We start from the raw sequence: 17615 nt of genomic DNA, 5'->3' as shown, positions 1-17615 counted from the left end.
ATTATATGTTTAGTAATCTATTTAGGTAATGTAAATTTAGCTTTTTTACCCTGTGAAATATCTTTTGCTTCTTTATTTCTCATAGGTCCTAACTCAATCTCGAAGCTTTTGTCTTTCAAAATCTTTTCATACTGCTCTTGGTCTAAAATATATACTTGCAGTAACTCTCCAGATGTTCCTGTTTTGACTGAAGCGTTATAGTCGTAATTTAATAGCATACCTTCATTAATCGTATATTGTGTACCATCATTCACTCTTAATGTAGAGCTTATAGGAGATAGTGAAACGTCTTGAGCATCTTTGTTATCAAGCTTGAATTTTACTGTTAACAGAACAAGACCGTTTTTAAAATTTGCAAAGCGTGGAGCTTCGACGGAATTTGGTGTGAATTGAGTGAATTGGTATCCGTCTAATGTAACATTAACAGCGCCTAATTCTTGGCTGTTATTAATACTTGATTTCTCTTTTAACATTTTTTTATCGCCCATGTTATTAGCTGTAGCTTTATCTTGGTAGAAAGTGTTATCTGTTGCAACCTTTTCAGCACCTTGTTTGTTTAAACTTAATGAAAAGCTTCCAGGACTTCCGATTGGAGCATCAAATTTTCCTTTATTAGCTTGTGCAGTTGGGACTGTGACTGAGACCGTTGAGAGATTTGAAATTTTCGCTAGATCATCTTTTCCGAATGGATAAGCGATATAACCAGAAATAGTTTCTCCTGCTTTTACTAAGTAATCATTCGTTGGAGCAAGCTTAGTTGGTAGCTGATCTTCTGTTGGAATTAAATCTCTATAGTTACTATATGCTTTCTGAGCACCAGTAAATGACATGTCCAATGCTGGCATATAATAAATATCTTTAGCTGAACTATTTTTTACGCTGTAGTTCACAAGAATAACTCCGCCCTCTGTTTGACGATTAAACGGAATGTCGAAGTTTGTATGGAATCCATTTAATTCAACTAATGTATAACCATTCATTGTTACTGAAACATCTTCAGCTTTATACACTTGTGGTTCCTTATTTTCAAAAAGAACTTTTGTTTTACCACCTGTTTCTTTTTCCATATAGGAAATCAGCTTAGAGTAATCGCTTGAGCTAGTAGCTGTATTTTCAGGCTTTTTATCTTCAGCTTTTTTATCTTCGGATTTTTTTTCTTCAGGTTTATTTTCTTTCGTTGTATCCGTTTTTTCTGTTTTGTTTTCTTGCGTTACATCTTCTTTTTGTTCTTTATTTGTCGTATCGCTTTGACCACAGCCAGTTATTACAAAAGCTGCTACGATTAGTGTAGAAAATAAAGAAAGTAATTTTTTTGACATGTTTCTTCCCCCTATTTGTTTAAAACCAGTTGGGTCTGTATAATCAGCCCCTTTATATCTCTCACATTAGCCCCACGTTTTATTATAAGAAAGTGAACCAGTATTTACCAGTGTTTTTCTGGTTGTTTTTATTATTTTGATATCTTAATGGTTATTTTTAATAGAAACATATTTAAAGCTTATATAGGTAATTACAATATTTTTCCGCCAAAAGAGAGAGAAGATTATCTTTTCCATTTTAAATATTGAATCTTTTTGTTAGAGTAAATAATAGAGATATATTGAAAGGGGACAAAGACTCGATATGTGGATGAACTTGTAATGATTAGAAATTAGATAGATGAATTTTTCTCTCATAAGTGAGGGTTTATTTAGCTATCTGTAAATCATTCAAGGACTGCATATTTAGCTTGTACATCCCTTTTGTAAGGATAGATGCCTATTTTATGTATCTGTCTTTTTTGTGGGAAAGTTTATATCTCCTATATAAAATATGCGTCCTTTAAAATTGGAGGAGTATATGATGAATCAATTAAAAAATAAAATAGCAGTTGTTACAGGTGTAAGTCGTCTAGACGGTATAGGAGCAGCTATTTGCACGGAGTTAGCAGAGGCTGGATACGATATATTTTTTACGTATTGGACAGAATACGATAAAGAGATGCCTTGGGGCGTTGATGAAAATGAACAAATACAATTAAAAGAAGAGTTGATACAAAACGGTGTCAAAGTATCGAGCATGGAGTTAGATCTAACTCAGAATGATGCATCAAATCAGCTTATAAATAAAGTTACTGAACAATTAGGTTACCCTCATATATTAATTAATAATGCAGCATATTCTACAAATAATGATTTCTCTAATTTGACTGCTGAAGAACTAGATAAGCACTACATGGTAAATGTTCGTGCGACTACATTGTTAAGTAGTCAATTTGCCCAAGGTTTTGATAAGAAATCTGGTGGTAGAATTGTGAATATGACGTCGGGACAATTTAAAGGACCTATGGCAGGAGAATTAGCGTATGCAACAACGAAGGGAGCAATTGACGCTCTTACTAGTACGTTGTCAGCGGAAGTGGCCCATTTAGGGATAACAGTGAATGCAATTAATCCAGGTCCAACTAGTACAGGATGGATGAATGAGGAGATAAAGCAAGGATTAAGACCGATGTTTCCTTTCGGCAGAATTGGTGAGCCAAAGGATGCAGCAAGACTTATTAAGTTTTTAGTGAGCGAAGAAGCCGAATGGATTACAGGGCAAGTTATTCATTCAGAAGGTGGATTTAAGAGATAATTTTATAATTAAAAAGAAGGTATCTCATTTCAATGAGATACCTTCTTTTTAATCTTTCTTCAATCTTCGTGCAACACCATTCCCTAAAGACTGTAATCCTTGAACGAGGATAATCAAAATAAAGACTGTTGCATACATTACTTCAGGTTCGTAGCGTAAATGTCCGAATCGATATGCTAAATCACCAAGGCCGCCAGCACCGACAAGTCCAGCCATTGCTGTTGCACCGATTAAGCCGATCGTTGCGATTGTTAATCCAAGTACGAGAGACGGGCGAGCTTCTTTAACCATAACGTGCCAAATGATTTTTAAAGTAGAGACTCCCATTGCTTGATATGCTTCAATGACACCGCGATCCACTTCTAATAAAGCAGTTTCCATTAAACGGGCAATGTAAGGGGCTGTGAAGACAACAAGTGGTACGATAACACCTTGCACGCCAATGGACGTTCCCATTAGAAACTTTGTAAAAGGTAAAATGAAGAATAATAGAATGATAAATGGAAGAGAACGAATGATATTAATAACTGTATTAAGAATAGGATAGATAATTTTATTTTCTCGCTGTCCACCAGGTCTCGTTAAAACAAGTGTGACGCCGAGTGGTAATGCAGTAAGAATAGAGATAAGTAGTGAAATAGATGTCATTTGAAATGTTTGAATTGTTGCTTCCCATATTACGTTACCCCACTCATCCAAAAAGGACTTGTTTCCCATAATCTGTTCTACCTCCTTCTACGATGATCCCTTGTTCTTGTAAAAATGATAAGGCACGGTGTACTTCACTTTTTTCACCTTGCATATGAACGGTCAGTTTCCCATATGCCTCATGTTTTAACTGCGTAATATTGCCTGATAAAATATTCGGATATACGTGGAAACGTTTTGTAGCGATAGCTAACGCTGGTTCTCCTGAAGCGGTTCCTATAAATGAAAGTGTTACGATTTCCCCGGTGCTTTGTAGTTCTTTCTGCACATCTTCTGGAATTTTAGCTGCAAACGCGCTATTTACAAATTTCTTCGTTGTTACATGTTGTGGGTTTGTGAAAATATCTTTTACGGTTCCACTTTCGACTACCGCCCCATGTTCCATTACAGCAACTTGGTCACAAATACGCTGGATGACATTCATTTCGTGTGTAATTAGCAAAATCGTAATTCCGATTTCTTCGTTGATCTTTAATAATAAATCAAGAATAGAATCGGTCGTTTCCGGATCTAATGCGCTCGTTGCTTCATCACTTAATAAAACTTCAGGCTCATGAGATAGTGCGCGAGCGATCGCTACACGTTGTTTTTGACCACCAGATAATTCACTTGGATAGGCATCTTTTTTATTAAAGAGATCAACAATGCGTAAATACTTTTCTACCCTTTTTTCAATTTCATTTTTGGGAAGACCAGATAGACGTAAGGGTAGTGCGATATTTTCATAAACGGTAACGGTTTTAAGTAAATTGAATCCTTGAAAAATCATGCCGATCTTTTTTCTCGCCTTTGCGAGTTCTTTTGTCGATAAGGTTGTTAACTCTTGTTCATTTACAATGATATCTCCTGTCGTTGGTTTTTCTAATAAATTTACACAACGGATTAATGTACTTTTACCAGCGCCACTATATCCGATGATTCCAAATACTTCGCCCTTTTTTACTTTAAGGGAAGTTGATTTAAGAGCCTCAACATTCCCTTTTTTTGTTGTAAATACTTTGGAGACATTTTTTAATTCAATCATTATAGTCAGCTCCTACCAAGACGGTAAAACAGAACCATCGAATTTTTTCTCAATGAAATCTTTTACTTCTTTAGATTGATAAGCTTTCTTTAATTTATTAACAACAGCATCATCTTTATTTTCAGTACGAACAACGACCCAATTCACATATGGTGAATCTTTTCCTTCACGGAAAATAGAATCTTTCGCTGGGCTTAATTTTGCACCTAATGCAAAGTTTGTATTAATTGCAGCTGCCTTTACTTCACTTAGTTGTGTTGGTAATTGAGATGCCTCTAATTCAACAATCTTTAAATTTTTCGGGTTTTCAATTACATCTTTTGCAGTCGCTTTTTCTGTAGCTTTTGGATCAACCTTTAAAACACCTGCTTTTTCAAATAGCTTTAAAGCACGAAGCTCATTTGTTGGATCATTTGGGACAGCGATTGCATCGCCCTCTTTTAATTCTTTTACATCTTTTAAGCTTTTAGAATATACACCCATAGGGAATGTTACTGTGGAAAATACTTCAGTTAATTTCATGTTGCGTTCAGCTTTAAATACGTCTAAATAAGATTTAGTTTGATAGCTATTTACATCGAGGCTTTTTTCATCTAAAGATACGTTTGGTGCTACATAATCATTAAATACCTTTACATCAATTTCGAGACCATCTTTTGCTGCCACTTCTTTTACCTTTTCAAAAATTTGTTCATGCGGTCCGCCTGTTACACCGACAGTAATCTTTTTCTCATCTAATGCTTTTACCTCTTTATCAGAATTAGCACCACACGCACCTAACAATAATACAGCTCCGCTTACAATACTTAATAATACCTTTTTCATCTATAATTCCCCCTTAATATACGTTCCAAAATAAAAAGCACCTCTCAAAAATAAGAGAGGTGCCGAATAGACGAAATAGGTTCCTCTCTTATCTTCCAAAACGAAAATCGTTCTGCAGGAATTAGCACCTTAGCTTATACGTTCTAAGCTCGGTTGCCGGGCATCATCGGGCCAGTCCCTCCGCCACTCTTGATAAGAGTATGTGTATGTAGTTTTTAAATATGGTACTAATAGTAAATCTTACAAAAAGAATTGTCAATATTATTTTCTGAATATATTTTATTTTAAGGTAATCGAAACGTTCCCTTTTTTATGTCCCTTTTCCACATACATATGAGCTTCAGCAATTTCTTCTAATCGGTAAGTTCTATCAATAACGGGCTTTAGTTTTTCCGTTTCGACTAGTTTTTTTAATAGAATCATATCCTCTTTACTTACCTTGGCCATCATTCCATTAACAGATACATATTTTCCATTGGGTGTTAATGTGTTTGTACAAAGGGATTTTTTATACTTCCCAACTGCATCAAATATAATATCGTAGCATTTGCCTTGCTTAGTAAAATCTTCTTTCGTATAATCAATTACTTTATCAGCTCCTAAAGATTGCACGAGTTCAAAATTTGAATTACTACAAACAGCCGTAACGGTCGCGCCGAAATATTTAGCAAGTTGTACAGCAGCTGTTCCTACTGATCCGGAGGCACCATATATGAGCACTTGTTGCCCTTTTTTTATACGGCCCTTTCTCAGGAAATGTAATGCTGAAGTTCCACCAAAAGGAATAACTGCCGCTTCTTCATACGTCACATTGGTAGGTTTTAATGTTATTAATCCACTTTCATGTACGCATGTGTACTCGGCATAACCACCGAGGTTTAGTTCTGTTAATGCAAAAATTGGATCACCTTTTTTAAATTGAGTTACATCTGTTCCTACTTCTTCGATTTCACCGGATAACTCTACGCCGAGTACAGGTTTTCTCGGTTTTCTGAAACCTAATATGATCCGCATAGGAATCCAAAATAAGAGGGGGCTATTAAAGCCGCGTATTCTACAATCTCCAATCGTTACACTTGTTGCGTGAATTTTAATTAATACTTCGTTCTTTTTAGGTGTAGGTTTCTCTATATTTTGAAGCTGAAGAACGTTAGGTGGTCCATACTGTGTGCAAATAATCGCCTTCATAATGACCTCCTGAAATGAGTTGTTGTTATTTACATCATATTTAAAACTCTCATCAAACATGTTGCTATATAGCGAATAAAGATTAAAAATTATATAGATTTCGTAGGAAAAGAGGTGATATTATTTTGAGAAAGGGGGCGACATTATGAAAAAAACTATTTTTATTTCAAGTTTAGTGCTTGCAATCAGTCTGGGGGTAGGGTGTAGCAATGAGAAAACAACAAAGACTGATGAACCGAAAAAAGAAGCCATGCAGAAAGAAAAAGAATTAGCAGCGAAGGATGTTTTCAAGAAAACGAATGACGCTTTTAAAAATGAAGAAAATGTAACGATGACATATGATGTAGAGATAAAAGCTGAAGGAACAGAGATGAATATATTAAAGGCTAAGATGCAATTAGAGCCAAAGAAAAAGAATTCTCGTTCTGAAATGAATGTTTCTGGTACAGATGTTGTAGTGTATGCGGTGGATGGTAAAGTTGCTGGTCAGGTGAAAAATCCTAATACAGGAGAAGTTATATCTGTACCGGAGGAGCAATTAAATGCTAGCGGAATGAAAGCAACTCAAGATATTGTAGATAATTTAGAAGTGCCAGCAGTAGTTTTAGATAAAATGAAGATGGAGAAAAGCGGAGACAAATATAAACTGAAGTTCATATTAAAAGGGCAAGAAACAGAGAGTATGTTAGCTAGCATGGATGAAACGCAGAAGAAAATGCTACAAGCACAAAACGCAAAGATAGAAGAAGTGGATGCAGAATATATCATTACAAAAGATTTTAAATATGAATCAGCGAAGATAGATATGATTATGAGTAGTAATGGTAAGGATAAGGCACACATTATTACGAATGCAAAATATACATCGTACGAAAAGTTTGAGCCAATACAGCTGCCAGCAGCAAAGTAACAGTTTTGATGAGGGAGGGACCTAAAATAAAGGGTCTCTCTCTTTTTTGTTAATACCTTCTTCGTAGGAAAGTAGGTACAATATGAAGAGGAAGAACGTTAGAAGGGGAGAGTGCCATTTGAAAAAAAGAAAGATAGCAGTTGTTATTGTAGCGTATACAGTGTTGCTCGTGACATCTATATATACATACAAAGAGCAACTGGATCATCCTATTATGAGTGATGTAGGAAAGTTGCTTCCAACGAAAATTAAACGTGTTGAAAGTGCTGAGGATGAAAGTTCATTAAAAAAGTTAGTGCAAGATGCAAAAGTATCTGGAGAGAAGATTTCTATTGCAGGTATGCAACATAGCCAAGGCGGGCAGACATATTATCCTAACGGTACGATGCTTGATATGAAAGGATATAATGAAATATTAGAATTCGATCCGGAGAAGAAGAGGATTAGGGTGCAAAGTGGTGTCACATGGAATGACATTCAAAAGAAAATCAATCCATATGGTCTTGCAGTTCAAGTGATGCAATCTCAAAATATTTTTACTGTTGGTGGTTCATTAAGTGTAAATGTACATGGGCGTGATATTCGTCATGAAGCATTGATTGATACAGTAGAGTCGTTCAGATTGTTAATGGCAGATGGTACGGTGCGTAATGTAAATAGAGAAGAAAATGCTGACTTGTTTCCGTATGTAATTGGAGGATATGGATTATTTGGTGTGATTTTAGATGTGACGCTACAGTTAACAAACGATGAATTGTATGAAACGGACACGAAGGTACTAGATTATAAAGAATACTCTTCATACTTTAAGAATAAAGTGCGAAGGGACGAGAATATACGTATGCATTTAGCACGTATTTCTGTTGCCCCAAATTCATTTTTAAAAGAAATGTATGTGACAGATTATGTACTGGCAGAAGATCAACAGAAGCTGGGAGAGCACAGCAAATTAAAAGAAGAAAATATTATAGCTGCGCCGAAATTCTTACTTGGGTTATCACGTTATAGTGACTGGGGAAAGGGCGCATTTTGGGATATACAAAGAAGTTATTTTGAACGTACAGATGGTAAGTACGAAACTCGAAATAACGTAATGAGATCTGATAGTGCTTTTATGGAATACGATAATCCAAACTTGACCGAAGTTTTACAAGAGTACTTTGTACCGATAGATGGTTTTGCAGAGTATATAGATGATTTGCGAAGTGTTTTAAATGAAGAGGAATTAAACCTTCTTAACATCACAATCCGCTATGTAGAAAAGAATGAGAATGCGGTGCTATCTTATGCGAAAGATGATATGTTTGCGCTTGTGCTTCTAATTAATCAAGGGCGTTCTGAAGATGAAATAAAGAAAATAAAAGTGGTCATTCAAAAGATGATTGATGTTACGTTAAAGCACAATGGAAGTTATTATTTACCGTATTATTCTTATCCGGAAAAGGAGCAACTAAAGAAAGCGTATCCTCGCATAGAAGAATTCCTTCAGAAGAAGAAGGAAGTAGACCCAGAGGAAAGGTTTGTGAATTTATTTTATAAGGAGTATAGCAAATGACATATAGAAGATTTGTAGCCTCACAAAGCATTATTATGATGGCGGGTAGTATGGTATTTCCTTTTTATATACTATTGCTTCGAAATGTAGGAAATAGTTTCTCGCAATTTGGCTGGGCGTACGGCTTATTTGCCTTAACTTCAGCTCTAGTATATCCGTTAGTTGGAAGAATCTCTGATAGGGTAGGTGATAGAAAGTTATTAATTATATACGCATGGTCCATGGCTATATTAATGCTTTTTTTCCCTATTGCAACAGAAGTTTGGCATGTATACATTCTCCAAATTTTAATGGGTATTTTAGGTGCTGTGCAGCGTAATACGGAGAAGACATCGTTAGCACGAAAGGTAGAACAGAAAAAAGCTGGTTATGAAATTGGAAAATATCATGTGTGGACATCGGTTGGAGGAGCAGTAGCAGTTATTGCAACGGGATATTTAGTAGATTTCTTTACGATTGGCACCATTTTTTATATTGCATCTATTTTATATGCAGTGAGTGGAATTGTATTAAGTAGCAAAAAAATATAATCATACCCATTTTTACCTGATTACCCTTTATTTGTTATACTTATGGAGAAGACAAAAGAAAAGGGGACATTGCCTTTGATGAAATTTATAGTTTTAGCTATTCTCACTTTGTTTTTGATTCCATGGACTAGAAGCGGTAATAAAATTCGCGCGGTGGATAAAGGAGGAAATGAGAAAGTTGTAAAGGGTAAGAAATCATCTATTTTAGTTATTCCTGTTTTATTTTGGATAGGTATTGTAATCTATGAATATTTCTGGCTAATTGATGATCGAGCAGATTCTATTCTTACTCATTATTCTGTTGCAGTAGCGATTTTAATTGGGCTTGTTTTATTCTCACAAGAGCAGGTAGGGAAATTAGAAGGTACGCTAAAAGGACTTCTAATGTTCGTTTTACTCGCAAGTTACGGCTATTTTGGTTATTTGCACGATATAGTAATCTCGCAAAAGAAATATGATTCGGTCGTGAAGGTAGAGAAAGATATTTCAGAGCCATTTACTGAAAATGACCAACCGTTTACAGTTCCGCCTAAAACAGCGGAGAATAAAATGAAAAAGGTATTTGGTGATATTCCGAAAGTAGCTTATTTTGAGCTAGGGGAATTAACGCCACAAATGGTAAATGGTGAAGCCTTGTATGTAGCACCGATAGAAGTTTCGGGATTTTTTAAAGCACGTAAAGCGGAAACAATTCCAGGTTACGTAACAATGTCAGGTACAAATCCTGATGCGGAAGCGAAATTACATCTTGGATATAAAATGAAGTATGTACCAAGCATGTTTTTCGGTAATAAATTAGAACGTGTCGTTCGAAAAGCAGAGCCAGATTTAGTTTTTAAAGGGAAACCAAAATTTGAAGTTGATGATAAAGGAAAACCGTATTATACAATGACATACGGTGAGTTTATTTCAGGAAGATCAGGGTTTGAAGTAGAAGGCGTTGTCGTTGTTGATGCACAAACAGGTGATGTGAAACGATATGATAAAGGGAATGCACCTAAATTCATTGATGGTGTATTAAATCATGAAACAGCATCTACGCTAAATACGTACTTCGGAAAATATATTCACGGATTTTGGAATACGAAATTCTCACAAACTGACATGAAGATGCCGACTGAGTGGGGGACGAAGGAAGGCGTTACGCCAATCTTCGGGAAGGATGGTAAATTGTATTACTTTACAGACTTTACCTCTCCGAAAGAAGGAGTAGATTCTGCTCTCGGTTACTCATTAGTTGATGCACGTACAGGAAAGTTGTATTACTATAACGGAAAAGAAGTGAAGGGAATTATGGACGGTTCGGCTGCTACAGAAGTAGTGGATAATTCCTTTAAGAGAGAGAAATGGCACGGAACAATGCCGGTTATTTATAACGTATATGGTAAACCTTCTTGGATTGTACCGGTTATTGATGACGGCGGATTAGTACGTGCTCATACTGTCATATATGCTTCTAATGCAAAAGTGTTTGCAACAGGTTCAACGCAAAAAGAAGCACTTGAGAATTATAAAAATGCGCTGAGCGGAAGTGGTGATTCATTTAGACCGACTTCAAATGGGAAAGAAGCGCAAAAAGAAGGTACTGTACAACGTGTGTATAAAGAAAAATCAGGTGAAAATACGATTGTTTACGTACTATTAGAAAACGAGCAAAAAGTATTCATGGTACCGGCGAAGAAATTCCCATATGCAATGTTTACAGAAGTAGGAGATCCAATTCAAATCACATATTTAGACACAGGAGAAATGATGGCATCTGTATCTAAATTTACAAATAGTAATTTGAAAAAGTAAAGCGATAGAGATTCTATCGCTTTTTTTTACATTATTAAACAGGAAAATACGGTATACTTGACGTATATTTATGTTGTAACTATAATTGTTACGATTGAGTATTTATATGAAAGGGTGAATGGAAAAAGTGAATGGAGTTAATCACGAAGTATATAAACCTGTAAAGACAAACAGGTTATGGATGATTCTTGTATTAGGGACACTTACGGCAATTGGGCCATTATCTATTGATATGTATTTGCCTTCTTTACCAAAGTTAACGGATGATTTACAAACGGGTGCATCCCTCGCGCAGCTTACATTAACTGCTTGTCTGCTTGGGCTTTCAGTAGGGCAGTTATTTATTGGTTCAATCAGTGACATTTACGGAAGGCGCAAACCTCTTATTATCGCTCTTATTATTTATGTTGCTTCTTCGTTACTTTGTGCTGTTGCACCATCTATTTGGAGTTTAGTGCTTTTACGTTTCTTACAAGGTGCTTCAGGATCTGCTGGTATTGTTATATCACGTGCAATGGTACGCGATATGTATTCAGGTTCTGAAATGACGAAGTTTTTCTCATTACTTATGTTAGTAAACGGGGCAGCACCTATTTTGGCACCGATTATTGGAGGACAATTATTACAGTTCACATCATGGCGCGGCGTCTTTATCGTGCTTGGAGCAATTAGTGTATTCATGCTAATATCAGCTACTTTCGTATTACGTGAAACATTACCTCCTGAAGAAAGAGAGACAGGTGGATTATCAGGAACGCTGGCAACATACGGAAAGCTTTTGAAAGATCGTTTATTTATGGGATATGCATTGTCGCAAGGGTTAGTAACAGCTGCAATGTTTGCTTATATTTCTGGTTCACCGTTCGTGTTGCAAAATATATACGGGGCATCACCACAACAGTTTAGTTTGTTCTTTGCAATTAACGGTATTGGTATTATTATTGCTAGCCAAGTTACTGGCCGCTTAGCGGGGAAAGTTAATGAGAAAACGTTATTTGTTGCTGGTATTATTATTGCGGCTGTTGGCGGTCTATCATTACTACTTACAATCGCACTTGGAATAGGGCTAATCGGTGTTTTATGCTCGCTATTTCTTGTTGTATCAAGTGTTGGGGTTGTATCAACAACTGGCTTCTCGTTAGCGATGAGAAATCAAAAACAAGCAGCAGGAACAGCATCAGCTTTACTAGGTTTATTACAGTTTATTTCAGGAGCACTTGTAGCACCGCTAGTAGGTATTGGCGGAAGCAATACAGCATTACCGATGGGGGTTGTGATAGCGCTTTGTGAAATTGGTGCTGTGTTATGTTATCTATTTATGGCCAGAAGAAGTGAGAAGCAGTTTGAACTGCAACAAAGACAAAATTTAGAGGCTTAATTTATAAAAAAGAGCTGATTCAAACATGTGTTGAATCAGCTCTTTTTTCATTTCTTTGAAATAACTTATACAGTGTTGTAAGGTGATGCAAAAGTTATTTGCATAAAGTGACGATACTGTGACAAAAATGTTGGTGTGTATATTAAGATCTCGTCTTAAGTGTAAAAAGTAGGGTGTTCTCGGTATAATAACAAGTGGAGATAAAAGAAACTATAATGAGTAATAGCTGTAGATAAAAGGAGAAGAAGAGATGAAGAAGGTTTTGGGTATTGCTGTAATGGGAAGTATGCTCCTTCTAGCAGGGTGTAATGGAAATAAAGATACGAAAGAACCGAAAGAAAAGGTAGAGCAATCTACTGAACAAACAGAAGAGATGAAAGTGTATCGCGAAATACATGAAAAATATGATATGAAGATGAACAAAGAAATTAATAAAGCATTACAGTTATGGGAAGTGGCAAAAGAAAAGGGCGGTAAGGAAATAACGAATGCTAAATATAAAGAAGACGTGCAGAAGGTAACGACGGGCATGTTAGAAGATATTGATCATATGCGTAAAGAAATTCGTGTGCCGAAGTCGAAAGAGGACGAACATGAACTATATGTTGGTTTCTTAAATGAAGCAGAACAAGCGATGAAAAAATTACAGAAGTTAGCTAAAGAAGAAGATTCATCGTTGATTCGTGATATAGAAGTTAATTTTTCAACAGCATCGACATACTATAAACGCTTTCAAACAGAGGCGAAAAAATAACCTTGCGCATGCGCAAGGTTATTTTTTCTTTTTACCATCTCCGTCTTCATCCTCGGATACTAATACCTTCTGTTCTTCGTGAAATTCTGAAATTGTTTGGCCAGTAATATTATCGAATGGAGTATAAAAAGAAGTGATACGTTTCTTCTTAAAGAAGAGTTTGTAGAAGCCGATGATGACGAGTATGACAATTGTTAATGGCAATCCTATGGTGGCTAGAAGTAAGGGATCCATCTTATAACTCCTTTAAAGTAATTAATTTTATTATAAGTGAAAGTAGTGATTTTAAGAAATAACGCCATTAAAAACTGATTTTTCTAAATATATCCAATTTGATTGACTTTTCATTTTTTCAGAATTATAATTCGAAATATACAATTTGAACCAAATAATAATATAGCAATTTACTTATCCAGAGAGGTAGAGGGACTGGCCCTATGACACCTCAGCAGCGGGTTCTGTAACAGGAACACCGTGCTAATTCCAGCAAGCAAGTCTTGAAAGATAAGTGATGGGCCTTCGTTTATTAAGCCTTGATCTTATTTTTTAAGATCAAGGCTTTTTGTGTTTTAAGAAGTAGAGAAGGAGTAATGGCAACAAATATGTCAATAAAACAAAGTAAATTCATTTGTTTAGGGGGTTATTGAAGTGTATGTTATTAAAAAACTATCGGTTATGGTATTCACGCTATGGGTCATTACGACAGTAACATTTTTAATTATGCATATTATTCCAGGTGATCCGTTTTCATCAGATGCGAAAATCTTTCCTGAAGAAGTAATACAAAACATGAGAGCGAAGTATCACCTTGATGAACCGTTATGGAATCAGTATGTTGCTTATTTGGATGGGGTAGTTCATTTTGATTTTGGCGAATCTGTTCAATCGACAGGTCAAGGTGTATCGGAAATTATAACAACTGGTTTTGGACCATCGGCAATTATTGGTTTACAAGCACTTGTTATTTCATTGTTAGTCGGAATTGCCGCAGGGACATTTGCCGCGCTATATCATGGGAAAGTGATTGATTATAGTGTGAGCTTGCTTGCGATTCTCGGTATTTCTATTCCTAGTTTTATTTTAGCACCACTATTTATACAAGTATTCGCCATACAATTTGAATTACTACCAGTGGCGTCTTGGGGAACATTTGAGCATACTGTATTACCCTCCTTCGCATTAGCGTTAGGACCAATCGCAGTTATTACAAGATTTGTTCGCTCTAATATGATTGAAGTGTTGCAGAGTGATTATATTAAGCTAGCGAGAGCGAAAGGTATACCAATTAAGAAAATCATTATAAGACATGCTCTTCGAAATGCGATTGTTCCGGTACTTACATTTGTTGGCCCATTAATGGCTGGACTTTTAACAGGGACTTTCGTTATTGAAAAAATCTTTTCAATTCCTGGTTTAGGAAAATATTTTGTAGACAGTATTTTCAACCGAGATTATCCGGTGATTATGGGAACAACCATTTTCTATAGTGCGCTATTAATTGTATGTATTTTTATTACAGATATCATTCATCGTATTGTTGATCCGCGCATTCGTTCTATTACGTAAGGAGGGTGATGTTTAAATGGGGGCTTATGAAATTAATGACCAGTTATTAACGAATGAAGAGAAAAAAGAATTAACGATAAATAAAGATCAGCAAACGATTAGCCGGAAAAAGGAAGTGTTTCGCAAGTTTATATCAAACCCTATAGCAGTTTTAGGGGCAGTGACGTTATTACTAATTATTGTTTTCTCGCTTATTGGCGAAAGTTTAACGCCATTTACTGCGAGTGAACAAGTAAAAGAAGCAACTAATTTACCGCCTAGTAGTGAGCATTGGTTCGGAACAGACGATTTAGGGAGAGATATTTGGGCGCGTACTTGGGCTGGTGGGAAAATTTCATTAACAGTTGGATTGGTAGCAGCAGCTCTTGATATAGGGCTTGGTGTACTTATCGGTGGCTTTAGTGGATATGTGAGAGGACGTAATCGTCTTGGAACGTTAATTGATGAGTGGATTATAAGAGGGGTTGAAGTGTTATACGGTATCCCATATTTATTAATTGTTATTTTGCTATTAATCGTTATGAAACCAGGACTTTTTACAATTATAATCGCCCTTGCGTTAACGGGATGGATTGGTATGGCACGTCTCATTCGGGCGCAAGTACTTTCATTGAAACAAAGAGAATTTGTTATTGCAGCAGAGCGATTAGGTACACCTCATATGAAAATTATATACGGACATTTAATTCCAAACTTAACAGGGATTATTATCGTAAATTTATCATTTACAATTCCAGCAGCTATTTTCTCAGAATCATTTTTAAGTTTTATCGGACTTGGAGTACAATCACCAGCAGCGAGCTGGGGCACGATGACAAACGATGCACTCGGGACATTACTGAGCGGAGAGTGGTGGCAACTTTTCTTCCCGGCAATCATGATTGCACTCATCATGTTCGCATTTAATGCGATTGGTGATGGTTTGCAAGATGCGATTGATCCGAAAATCGTAAAACGTAATCGAAAGGAGAAAAAACATGGCACAAATCTTATCTTTAGAAAACGTAACGTTGGCCGTTGAAAAAGAGAATAGTAAGCAAGCAATTGTGAAGCATGTTTCCTTTTCTATTAACGAAGGTGAAATAGTTGCACTTGTCGGAGAAAGTGGTTCAGGGAAAAGTGTTACAGCACAATCAATTATCGGCTTAAATCAAGAATCGATTCATATTGATGATGGAAATATATCTTTCCAATCAAAGGAATTAACGGATTTACAAGAATCAGAATGGAATCAAATTCGCGGGAAAGATATTTCCTTTATCTTTCAAGACCCGCTTTCATCTTTAAATCCGACGATGAAGGTTGGAAGACAAATTACAGAAGTAATTGTGCAGCATGAAAAGAAATCGAAAAAAGAGGCAAAAGAAATTGCAATTAACTTACTAAATGATTTAGGGATACATGAAGCAGAGAAACGCTTTGAACAATACCCGTATCAGTTGAGCGGAGGTATGAGGCAGCGTATTTGTTTAGCAATTGCATTTGCTTGTCACCCGAAGCTCGTTATTGCAGATGAACCTACAACAGCATTAGATGTAACGATTCAAAAGCAAATTATGGAGTTGTTAAAAGAAAGAAAGGAAAAACAAAATACGAGTATTTTATTAATTACACATGATTTGGCACTTGTACGTGAAGTAGCTGACCGAGTAGTAGTTATGTACGGGGGACGTGTTGTTGAAAAAGGAATGATTCAAGAAGTAATTGGCTCACCTAAGCACCCTTACACAAAAAGTTTATTGCAAGCAATTCCGAATATGGATGATTCAGAAAAGGTACTTAGAGCAATTGAGGGAACAACACCTTCAATTGAAACGTTAAATAGTTTTGGATGCCCGTTTGTGAATCGTTGTCCTGTAGCGATAAAAGAATGTATTCATCGCTTCCCAGAGAGAACAACATATTCTGAGGAGCATAGTTCACATTGCTGGCAGCATATTCTGGAGCATAATAAAGCGAAATCAAAAGAGAGGGTGAATGCCTCATGACGACAGATTTAATTACTGTAAAGCAAGTAACGAAAACGTATGGAAGTAAAAATAAAGAAATCGCAGCGTTAAAAGGTATATCACTTTCTATCCCAAAAGGAACAACGCTTGGCATTATTGGAGAAAGTGGTTCTGGAAAGACAACACTTGGTAAGCTCATAGCTGGGATCGAGCGTCCAACGTCTGGTGAAATTGATTATAACGGTCAAGTTGTTCACAAGCTGAAGTCAGCTCATAAGCGGGATTTCTTGCAGAAAGTACAGTTCATTTTTCAAGATTCCACAGCTGCATTAAATCCGCGCTGGAAAGTACGCGATATTGTAACAGAAGGCTATATTTCATTCGGTTTAGGCGATAAAGGATTGAAAGATAAAGTCGCAGGTGATGCACTAGAGCGTGTTGGATTAGATAGACGATATATTGATCGCTATCCACACGAATTTAGCGGAGGACAACGTCAACGTATTGCCATTGCAAGAGCGCTATTATGTGAGCCAGAAGTATTAATCCTTGATGAACCAATTTCAGCATTAGATGTTTCACTGCAAATCCAAATTGTACATTTGCTGCAAAAGATTCAAAAGGAACAAGGCTATACATATTTATTTATCGCACATGATTTACCGATGGTTCACTACTTATGTGAAAAAGTGGCTGTCTTATACAAAGGAGAACTTGTTGAATTTGGATATACGGACGAAGTATTCCGTAATCCACAACATTCTTATACAAAAACATTATTAGCATCAACACCAAAAATTTCAGGTTAAAGGAGA

Annotated in this window: 17 protein-coding genes and 2 riboswitches; of the genes, 11 read left to right on the top strand and 6 right to left on the bottom strand. The window is 36.2% G+C overall.

Annotated elements, in window-relative coordinates; translation table 11 throughout:
* Positions 1 to 17: 17 nt before the first annotated feature.
* A complete protein-coding gene (locus MR066_RS24775; protein WP_002029370.1) occupies positions 18 to 1319 on the bottom strand; it encodes a DUF5068 domain-containing protein in 1302 nt (433 codons plus the stop codon).
* 520 nt (positions 1320 to 1839) lie between these two features.
* Between MR066_RS24775 and MR066_RS24770 the strand changes: the two genes are divergently transcribed.
* A complete protein-coding gene (locus tag MR066_RS24770; RefSeq protein ID WP_033708708.1) occupies positions 1840 to 2616 on the top strand; it encodes an SDR family oxidoreductase in 777 nt (258 codons plus the stop codon).
* Positions 2617 to 2664: 48 nt separating this feature from the next.
* Here the strand turns inward: MR066_RS24770 and MR066_RS24765 are convergent, their stop codons facing one another.
* The 4 genes from MR066_RS24765 to MR066_RS24750 form a co-directional block, all read right to left on the bottom strand.
* Positions 2665 to 3333 (bottom strand): methionine ABC transporter permease, encoded by a 669-nt coding sequence (locus MR066_RS24765; RefSeq protein WP_242248861.1) that lies wholly within the window; start codon positions 3331 to 3333, stop codon positions 2665 to 2667.
* The gene (locus MR066_RS24760; RefSeq protein ID WP_061674526.1) at positions 3308 to 4348 is read right to left on the bottom strand and encodes a methionine ABC transporter ATP-binding protein; all 1041 of its coding nucleotides are present in this window, start codon (positions 4346 to 4348) and stop codon (positions 3308 to 3310) included. Before MR066_RS24760 ends, MR066_RS24765 begins: the two co-directional genes overlap by 26 nt.
* Before the next feature lie 12 nt (positions 4349 to 4360).
* Positions 4361 to 5173, bottom strand: a complete 813-nt coding sequence (locus MR066_RS24755; protein WP_000756967.1) for a MetQ/NlpA family ABC transporter substrate-binding protein — start codon at positions 5171 to 5173, stop codon at positions 4361 to 4363.
* Positions 5174 to 5258: 85 nt separating this feature from the next.
* Positions 5259 to 5372: riboswitch (SAM riboswitch) on the bottom strand.
* Positions 5373 to 5452: 80 nt separating this feature from the next.
* The gene (locus tag MR066_RS24750) at positions 5453 to 6361 is read right to left on the bottom strand and encodes an NAD(P)-dependent alcohol dehydrogenase (RefSeq protein WP_242248859.1); all 909 of its coding nucleotides are present in this window, start codon (positions 6359 to 6361) and stop codon (positions 5453 to 5455) included.
* Between the two features lie 145 nt (positions 6362 to 6506).
* On the opposite strand from MR066_RS24750, the gene MR066_RS24745 reads away from it, so the two are divergent.
* The 6 genes from MR066_RS24745 to MR066_RS24720 all read left to right on the top strand — a co-directional run bounded on the left by MR066_RS24745 (position 6507) and on the right by MR066_RS24720 (position 13285).
* Positions 6507 to 7271, top strand: coding sequence for a hypothetical protein (locus MR066_RS24745; RefSeq protein ID WP_242248857.1), 765 nt, complete (start codon positions 6507 to 6509; stop codon positions 7269 to 7271).
* Between the two features lie 118 nt (positions 7272 to 7389).
* A complete protein-coding gene (locus tag MR066_RS24740) occupies positions 7390 to 8826 on the top strand; it encodes an FAD-binding oxidoreductase (RefSeq protein WP_242248855.1) in 1437 nt (478 codons plus the stop codon).
* The gene (locus MR066_RS24735) at positions 8823 to 9356 is read left to right on the top strand and encodes an MFS transporter (RefSeq protein WP_012260185.1); all 534 of its coding nucleotides are present in this window, start codon (positions 8823 to 8825) and stop codon (positions 9354 to 9356) included. The genes MR066_RS24740 and MR066_RS24735 overlap by 4 nt, the downstream gene beginning before the upstream one ends.
* A 78-nt stretch (positions 9357 to 9434) precedes the next feature.
* Complete coding sequence (locus MR066_RS24730; RefSeq protein ID WP_242248872.1) at positions 9435 to 11153, top strand: DUF3981 domain-containing protein; 1719 nt, start codon at positions 9435 to 9437, stop codon at positions 11151 to 11153.
* A 118-nt stretch (positions 11154 to 11271) separates the two neighbouring features.
* The gene (locus tag MR066_RS24725; protein ID WP_088038167.1) at positions 11272 to 12531 is read left to right on the top strand and encodes a multidrug effflux MFS transporter; all 1260 of its coding nucleotides are present in this window, start codon (positions 11272 to 11274) and stop codon (positions 12529 to 12531) included.
* A 250-nt stretch (positions 12532 to 12781) separates the two neighbouring features.
* The gene (locus MR066_RS24720; RefSeq protein ID WP_193653055.1) at positions 12782 to 13285 is read left to right on the top strand and encodes a hypothetical protein; all 504 of its coding nucleotides are present in this window, start codon (positions 12782 to 12784) and stop codon (positions 13283 to 13285) included.
* A gap of 18 nt (positions 13286 to 13303) precedes the next feature.
* Here the strand turns inward: MR066_RS24720 and MR066_RS24715 are convergent, their stop codons facing one another.
* Positions 13304 to 13519: a DUF3951 domain-containing protein gene (locus MR066_RS24715; RefSeq protein ID WP_193653054.1), complete on the bottom strand. Its 216-nt coding sequence runs from the start codon at positions 13517 to 13519 to the stop codon at positions 13304 to 13306.
* Positions 13520 to 13690: 171 nt separating this feature from the next.
* Positions 13691 to 13796: riboswitch (SAM riboswitch) on the top strand.
* Positions 13797 to 13933: 137 nt separating this feature from the next.
* Here MR066_RS24715 and MR066_RS24710 point away from each other — a divergent pair.
* The 4 genes from MR066_RS24710 to MR066_RS24695 are packed head-to-tail and all read left to right on the top strand — an operon-like array spanning position 13934 to position 17609.
* Positions 13934 to 14851: an ABC transporter permease gene (locus MR066_RS24710; RefSeq protein ID WP_002140132.1), complete on the top strand. Its 918-nt coding sequence runs from the start codon at positions 13934 to 13936 to the stop codon at positions 14849 to 14851.
* Between the two features lie 16 nt (positions 14852 to 14867).
* The gene (locus tag MR066_RS24705) at positions 14868 to 15872 is read left to right on the top strand and encodes an ABC transporter permease (protein ID WP_242248853.1); all 1005 of its coding nucleotides are present in this window, start codon (positions 14868 to 14870) and stop codon (positions 15870 to 15872) included.
* Positions 15829 to 16839 carry an ABC transporter ATP-binding protein gene (locus MR066_RS24700; RefSeq protein ID WP_242248851.1) on the top strand — a complete coding sequence of 337 codons (1011 nt, stop codon included), beginning with the start codon at positions 15829 to 15831 and terminating at the stop codon, positions 16837 to 16839. Before MR066_RS24705 ends, MR066_RS24700 begins: the two co-directional genes overlap by 44 nt.
* Positions 16836 to 17609: an ABC transporter ATP-binding protein gene (locus MR066_RS24695; protein WP_002091442.1), complete on the top strand. Its 774-nt coding sequence runs from the start codon at positions 16836 to 16838 to the stop codon at positions 17607 to 17609. The genes MR066_RS24700 and MR066_RS24695 overlap by 4 nt, the downstream gene beginning before the upstream one ends.
* Positions 17610 to 17615 lie beyond the last annotated feature (6 nt).

Source organism: Bacillus cereus group sp. BfR-BA-01523, from assembly GCF_022662615.1.
Lineage (GTDB): Bacteria > Bacillota > Bacilli > Bacillales > Bacillaceae_G > Bacillus_A > Bacillus_A mycoides.
Note: the sequence above shows the minus strand (reverse complement) of the source record. Positions and strands in the feature narration are given on the sequence as shown.